The sequence below is a fragment of the Rhodoferax sp. genome (assembly GCF_010365055.1).
In the GTDB taxonomy this organism is placed as follows: Bacteria; Pseudomonadota; Gammaproteobacteria; order Burkholderiales; family Burkholderiaceae_C; genus Rhodoferax.
Window position 1 is genome coordinate 1 of record NZ_JAAFHA010000141.1, and the last position, 6,884, is coordinate 6,884.

At 58.3% G+C, this 6,884-nt stretch carries 4 protein-coding genes and 1 pseudogene; 4 read left to right on the top strand and 1 reads right to left on the bottom strand.

The window, feature by feature from the left end; genetic code table 11:
* The 4 genes from GZ093_RS19415 to GZ093_RS19430 all read left to right on the top strand — a co-directional run.
* Positions 1 to 1,175 (top strand): ABC transporter substrate-binding protein (locus tag GZ093_RS19415; protein WP_296489241.1); only part of this gene is annotated, 1,175 nt, incomplete at its 5' end.
* Complete coding sequence (locus tag GZ093_RS19420; RefSeq protein WP_296489243.1) at positions 1,172 to 2,149, top strand: ABC transporter permease; 978 nt, start codon at positions 1,172 to 1,174, stop codon at positions 2,147 to 2,149. The genes GZ093_RS19415 and GZ093_RS19420, both read left to right, overlap by 4 nt.
* A 19-nt stretch (positions 2,150 to 2,168) precedes the next feature.
* Positions 2,169 to 3,668 carry an ABC transporter permease gene (locus GZ093_RS19425; protein ID WP_296489245.1) on the top strand — a complete coding sequence of 500 codons (1,500 nt, stop codon included), beginning with the start codon at positions 2,169 to 2,171 and terminating at the stop codon, positions 3,666 to 3,668.
* The gene (locus tag GZ093_RS19430; protein ID WP_296489247.1) at positions 3,661 to 5,493 is read left to right on the top strand and encodes a dipeptide ABC transporter ATP-binding protein; all 1,833 of its coding nucleotides are present in this window, start codon (positions 3,661 to 3,663) and stop codon (positions 5,491 to 5,493) included. The genes GZ093_RS19425 and GZ093_RS19430 overlap by 8 nt, the downstream gene beginning before the upstream one ends.
* Before the next feature lie 13 nt (positions 5,494 to 5,506).
* Here GZ093_RS19430 and GZ093_RS19435 read toward each other — a convergent pair.
* Positions 5,507 to 6,580, bottom strand: a pseudogene (locus GZ093_RS19435) (efflux RND transporter permease subunit); the annotation flags it as partial.
* Positions 6,581 to 6,884: the final 304 nt, after the last annotated feature.

Below are 6,884 nucleotides of genomic sequence, written 5' to 3' on the forward strand. Positions count from 1 at the left end.
AAAAGGAAAGTGTGCCCTTGCAGGCCAAGTTTCTGCAAGGCTACTACGACTCCCCCGCGATTGAGCGGCTTGACCACGGCACGGGTTATATCGTGGCCATGGGTGACGACAAGAAGAAAGAAAAGGAATTTAAAGAGAAGGGCATCAAGCTGCCCACTACGGTAGAGGCCAACAACTGGTACATCGGTTTCAACTGGCTCGACCCGGTGGTTGGCAAAGGCAACAGCCCCGAACAGGCCGAGCGCAATCGCAAGTTGCGCCAGGCACTCTCGATCGCTATCGAGTGGGAAGAGCACATTGCAATTTTCGAGCGCGGCCAGGGTATGCCTGCACAAGGGCCCTTGCCGCCGTCGCTGTTTGGCTACCGTGAGGATGGCCCGGCGGCCTTCAATTCAGTCGTTTACCGTAAGGGGCCCGATGGCCAGCGGGTGCGCCGTTCCATCGACGAGGCCAAGCAGTTGCTGGTCGAGGCTGGTTACCCGGACGGTCGCGACGTCAACACCGGCAAGCCTTTGGTGTTGAACTTTGATTATCAAAACGCAGCGCCCGGTGCCAAGGCCTTGCTCGACTGGTACACCAAGCAATTTGCCAAGATTGGCATCCAGCTGGAGGTGCGGGCGACCGACTACAACCGCTTTCAGGACAAGATGAGCAAGGGTTCCATTCAGATCTATTTTTGGGGCTGGCTGGCCGATTACCCCGACGCGGAAAACTTCTTGTTCATGCTCTATGGCCCCAACGCCAAAGCGCTGACCGATGGCAATGGCGAAAACAACTCAAACTATCAGAACCCTGAGTTTGACAAGCTGTACGAGCGTTTGAAGTTCCTGGAAGACGGGCCGGAGAAGCAGGAAATCATTGACCAGATGATTGTGCTGGTTCAGAAAGACGCGGTATGGAGTTTTGGCTACTTTCCAACCTCGGCGGCGGCGTACCACCAATGGGTCAGCAACGGCAAACCCACTCAGATCATCCGTAACCATATTGGTTATCTGCGACTTGACCCCGAGTTGCGTGCGCGCAAGATCGCTGAGTGGAATCAGCCGATCTGGTGGCCCATGCCCCTGATCCTGCTGGCCTTGATTGCCGCCATTCTGCCGGCCTGGTTTGCATGGCGACGGCGCGAACGCGAGACGGCCGCCCGCTCTATCGCCAATGAGAACCACGCATCATGATCAACTACATCGTTCGGCGCATCGGTTACGGCCTGCTGATCCTCATCGGCGTCAACATTTTCACATTCATCTTGTTCTTTGCGGTGAACACGCCCGACGATATGGCACGCATGAACATCGGCGGCAAGCGGGTCACGCAGGACGCGATCGAGAAGTGGAAGGTTGAGCGTGGCTATAACAAGCCCCTGCTCTGGGATAAAAGACAAGCGGGTCTTGAGAAGCTGACAAAAACCATCTTTTTTGAGCGTTCAGTGCCGCTGTTTGCCATGGAATTTGGTGCCTCCGATAGTGGGCGCGACATTGGCTACGAATTGAAGAAGCGGGTGGGGCCGTCAGTTGCGCTGGCTATTCCCACCTTCCTTCTTGGAATCTTCGTGGTGATTGTTTTCTCGTTGTTGCTGGTATTTTTCAGAAATACCTACCTTGAATTCTGGGGTGTCGCGTTGGCGGTCTTCCTCCTGTCAGTCTCAGGGTTGTTTTACATCATTGCCGGGCAGTTCTTCTTCAGCAAGCTGTTGAGGCTTGTGCCGATCTCTGGTTTCTCAGCCGGATGGGATATGTTTGTGTTCTTGGCGCTGCCGGTTGTGATCGGCATCGTCTCGCGTTTGGGTGGTGAAGCGCTGTTTTACCGCACGATGTTTTTGGAGGAGATCGGCAAGGACTACGTTCGCACGGCGCGCTCCAAGGGCTTGTCTGAGACTGTCGTTCTCTTTCGCCATGTGCTGCACAACGCGCTGTTGCCTATTTTGACCAGTACCGTCGCCGTGCTCCCGCTGCTGTTTCTGGGGGCACTGATCATGGAGTCGTTCTTTGGTATTCCGGGCTTGGGCAGTTACACCATTGACGCCATCAACGCGCAAGACTTTGCAGTTGTTCGCTCCATGGTGTTTGTGGGGTCTGTGCTCTACATCGTCGGCCTGATTCTGACGGATATTTCCTACACGGTTGCCGATCCGCGCATCCGATTGAGCTAAAGCGCGCCAGGACCGAACCATGCCAAAACTAGTCTTTCTCGCCACCGATCTTGCACTCTATTTGCAAATGGTGGTCATCGCTCTCTACGTCTGGCACACGCTGCGCACGCCGACGCTGCGCCAGACCTGGCGGCACGTGCTGCACGACGCAGCCGCCATGTCGGCGGGTGTCGTGCTGTTGCTGTTCTTGGCTATTGCCGTGCTCGACTCGGTGCATTTTCGGCCGCTGCTGCCACCGGCGGCGGGAACTGCGGCCAACGCTGAACCGGCCTATTCGACGCGCACGCTGTCCTTGCTGGATCTGGTGCTGGCTGCTCCACGCGAGGCGCGCGAGAAGACCTATTCAGCGCCACTTGACACGCATCAGTTCTCCAAAGAGTCCATTGTTGTTGACGGCAAAACGGTACGCGACTTTCCGCGCCTTCAGTTTGGCGGCGCACATTTGAAGGATACCCAGGCTGAGTGGGCCGGTGACATCTTGTCGCGATCGTTGGCTGGCTTGCTGATGGGCGCATTGGTGGCGATGGCTGGGTGGTTATTGGTTGCGTTCCTGCGACCGCACGATTCCCAAGTCGGCGTCACCGCTTCGTTGCGGGCGATCTGGCAACAAGATACCGTGGTGCCGTGGCGTGCCATGCTTCTGACTGCGTCGGTGCTCGCGCTGCTTGCTGGCTGGATTGGTGCTTTGTGGCCGTACTACCACGTGCTGGGCACGGACCAGACCGGCAATGACGTCTTGTTCCAGGCCTTGAAATCAATCCGGACGGCGGTGGTTATCGGCTCTCTGGCCACCATCGCCACGCTGCCGCTGGCCATCGTGTTTGGCATCTTGGCGGGCTACTACAAAGGCCGGGTTGACGATGCTATTCAGTACCTCTATACCGTGCTGTCGTCGATACCGTCGGTGCTGCTGATTTCGGCCTTCGTGCTCATGATCCAGGTCTTTATCGACAAGAATCCCCAGCTGTTTGAAACCGGTCTCGAACGTGCAGACATTCGACTGTTTCTGTTGGCCGCGATTCTGGGAATTACCGGTTGGGCCGGGCTGGCGCGCTTGCTGCGCGCGGAAACGCTCAAACTGGGTGAACTTGATTATGTGCAGGCGGCGCGCGCCTTTGGCGTGTCGGACGCGGGCATCATGCGCCGCCATATTCTGCCCAACCTGACGCACATTGTGGTGATCGTGTCGGTGCTCGACTTCTCGGGCCTGGTGTTGTACGAGGCAGTCCTGTCCTATGTCGGTGTGGGCGTGGACCCGACCACCAACAGCTTTGGCACCATGATCAATGGTGCACGCAACGAGATGTCGCGTGACCCGGTGGTGTGGTGGACGCTGCTGGCCGCTTTTGCGTTCATGGTGTCGTTGGTGCTTTCCATGACACTTTTTGCCAGTGCCGTACGCGAGGCCTTTGATCCGCATGCACGCGCCTTCCGCGTTCGTAGACATAAAAACCCGGCAGCCGCGTCAGCACGTGCTGCTTTGGGTACCACAACAGCGCCTGGGAATACACATGCTTGAGATAAAGAATCTCACGACAGAACTAAACGCTGACAGCGGTCTGGTTCGTGCAGTTGACGCCTTGACGCTCACCATCAAGCAAGGCGAAACGTTTGCGCTGGTTGGCGAGTCTGGCTGCGGCAAATCAATGACGGCTTTGTCCATCCTGCGCTTGCTGCCAGACAGTGGCCGAGTTGCGGGCGGTAGCGTCGATGTGGAAGGCACTGACATCATGCAGTTGCCCGAAGCGCGGATGCGCGACTTTCGCGGTCGCAAAATCAGCATCATTTTCCAAGAGCCTTCGACCAGTCTCAACCCGGTGATGACGGTCGGTCGGCAAATCACCGAAGTGATCGAACGCCACACTGCCATGCGCGGCGATGCCGCCGTTGCCAAGGCCGTCGATTGGCTGCAGCGTGTGGGTATTCCTGAGCCCGGGCGCAGAGTCAATGATTACCCGTTCCAGATGTCGGGCGGTCAAAAGCAGCGCGTGATGATTGCCATTGCCCTGGCCGCTGAGCCCGATGTTGTCATTGCGGATGAGCCAACGACGGCGCTGGACGTGACGATCCAGGCGCAAATTCTTGACTTGCTCAAAGAACTGCAACGCTCGCAGAAGATGGCCATGCTCCTGATCACGCATGATCTTGCCATCGTCGCGCAGATGGCACATCGCGTTGCGCTGATGTACGCGGGCCAAGTGGTTGAGGTTGCCGAGGCGACTGAGTTCTTCGCCCGGCCACTGCATCCTTATGCCGTCAACCTCTTTGACGCGCTGCCTGATGAGAGCAAACGTGGCCGACGCCTGGCTTCCATCGCCGGCTCGGTGCCGCCGCTCAATCAGGCGTTTGCGGGCTGCCGGTTTGCTGATCGTTGCTTTGACGTGATGGATCGTTGCCACCGCGCGCCTCCAAGGCTAAGTGAGTTTGGCCCGGACCACACAGTGCGCTGCTTCCTCTATGACGGTCCTGCGCTATTGCATAGTCCAACCCATAATTCAGGCCAGGAGCAGCTGCTACCGGTTGACCAGCAGGTCGGGCCCACTGTGCTGGAAGTGCGCGACTACAAGGTCTGGTTCCCGATTCGCAAGGGGCTGCTGCAGCGCACCGTCGGTCACGTCAAGGCCGTTGATGGCGTCTCGTTCAGTATTGCTTGCGGGCGCACGCTCGCCCTGGTGGGTGAGTCGGGCAGTGGCAAGACGACCGTCGGCAAGGCCTTGCTGCAGTTGTTGCGCGGCAAGGCAGAAATCAGTGGGTCGGCCTTGTTGTCGGGCCAGCCGCTTGACCAACTCGACGGTGAGGCATTGCGTACCGCGCGGCGTGCGGTGCAAATCGTGTTCCAGGATCCATTTGCGTCGCTCAACCCTCGCATGCGCGTCAACGAAATTCTGGAGGAGGGTGTCTCTTCCCTGCGGCCAGATGTGACACCGGCCGTCAGGCGCGAACGTGTTGCCGTTTTGCTGGAAAAAGTGGGTTTGTCACGCAGCGCACTGGCGCGTTACCCTCACGAATTCTCAGGTGGACAGCGCCAGCGGCTGGCGATTGCCCGCGCCCTCGCTGTAGAGCCGCAGTTGATTGTGGCCGATGAACCCACGTCCGCGCTTGATGTGTCTGTGCAGGCGCAGATCCTCAATCTTTTGAAGCAGTTGCAGCAAGAGCTTGGTGTCGCTTACCTCTTCATCACCCACAACTTTGGCGTGGTGGAGTATCTCGCGCATGACATCGCGGTCATGAAGAATGGGTTGCTCGTTGAGGCCGGAACTGCCGAGAACATTCTTCATCACCCCCAGCATGAGTACACGCGCGCGCTACTCAAGGCGGTGCCGCGGCTCGTTCGCAGCGCCTAGCGCTGTCGCTGCCTTAGCGCGACTGGAGCGTCTTCACCATCCGGAACCCCCAACGCAGCAACAACAAGGCCAGCACCGCTTCCCCCAGTGTGAGCAAGAATGCCACCAGGGCATTGCCATGATCTGCGCGCGCATTGAACTTGGCAATCGCCCGGTCCCGCGTGATCTCGATACTGTCGTAAAAAGTTGGTACCACCAACAGAGTCAGCAAGGTGGATGTGATGGTGCCGCCAATGATGGCAATGGCCAGCGGGCGGTAGAACTCACCGCCTTCACCCAAGCCAATCGCCACCGGCAGCATCCCGGCAATCAGCGCAAAGGTGGTCATCAGGATCGGGCGCAGCCGCAGCCGTCCGGCGTGCATGAGTGCTGCCTCGCGCTCGGTGCCCTGGGCCTCCTCTTTGCGTGCACAGTCCAGCAGCAAAATGGCGTTCTTGGCCACCAGTCCCATCAGCATGATGATGCCAATGAAGCTCATCAGGTTCAGGGTGTTTTTGGTGAGCAACAAGCTAATGACGACGCCAATCAGGCTCAGTGGCAATGACAGCATCACCGCCAGCGGCGCGGTGAACGAGTCGAATTGAATAACCAAAATGAGGTACATCAGGCCAATCCCCATGACCAGCGCGATCGCCATCTCAGTGAACAGCTCTTTCTGGTCGCGCGCCGCGCCGCCCAGTTCAATGGCATAACCGGGCGGGAACTCAATCGCCTTGGCGATCTTCATGGCGTCGGCCGTGACCTCACCCGCCGATCGCCCCTGCACGTTGGCCGACACAGCGATCATGCGCTTGCCGTCCGAATGCTGAATTTGCGCCGGACCCTTGCTCATGGTGATGCTGGCGATCTGGCTCAAGGGCACCATCATGTCGCTGCCGCTGACCGCAATCGGCAAACGCTCGATGTTGGCCGCATTGACGCGGTCGTCGGGGTGCAGGCGCAAGGCCACATCGCGGGCCTCGCCGGTTGGGTCAACCCAGTCACCCACCTCAACCCCGGCAAATGCGACTCGCAGTGTCTGCGCCGCGTCCCCTACTGAAATGCCGAGCGAATTGGCCAAGCCCCGGTTCAACTCGATCTGGAGTTCCCGAGTTCGACACTCCACGCCAAATAAGCTCGGTCATTTCCAATTAAAACAAGCACTTAGCAGCATTTTTCTGAATTCGTGTGGTGGCACGTTCTTGCAATTTTTAATTCATTTCATATTTGTACGGTGTTGTGATAGAGTGGCGGCATGTTTGTCAAGATCACCGCCTCCGGCCCGCGCCGCTACGTCCAGCTCGTCGAGTCCTACCGGGACGAGGCCGGTCGCGTCAAGAAGCGCACCGTTGCCACGCTGGGACGTGCCGACCAGATCAGCGGCGAGCTCGACAGCGTCATCGATGGACTGC

What these genes read in the sequence shown, in the direction of transcription:
- GZ093_RS19420 (WP_296489243.1), top strand. Translation starts at nt 1,172, where the DNA reads ATGATCAACTACATCGTTCGGCGCATCGGTTACGGCCTGCTGATCCTC.
- GZ093_RS19425 (WP_296489245.1), top strand. Translation starts at nt 2,169, where the DNA reads ATGCCAAAACTAGTCTTTCTCGCCACCGATCTTGCACTCTATTTGCAA.
- GZ093_RS19430 (WP_296489247.1), top strand. Translation starts at nt 3,661, where the DNA reads ATGCTTGAGATAAAGAATCTCACGACAGAACTAAACGCTGACAGCGGT.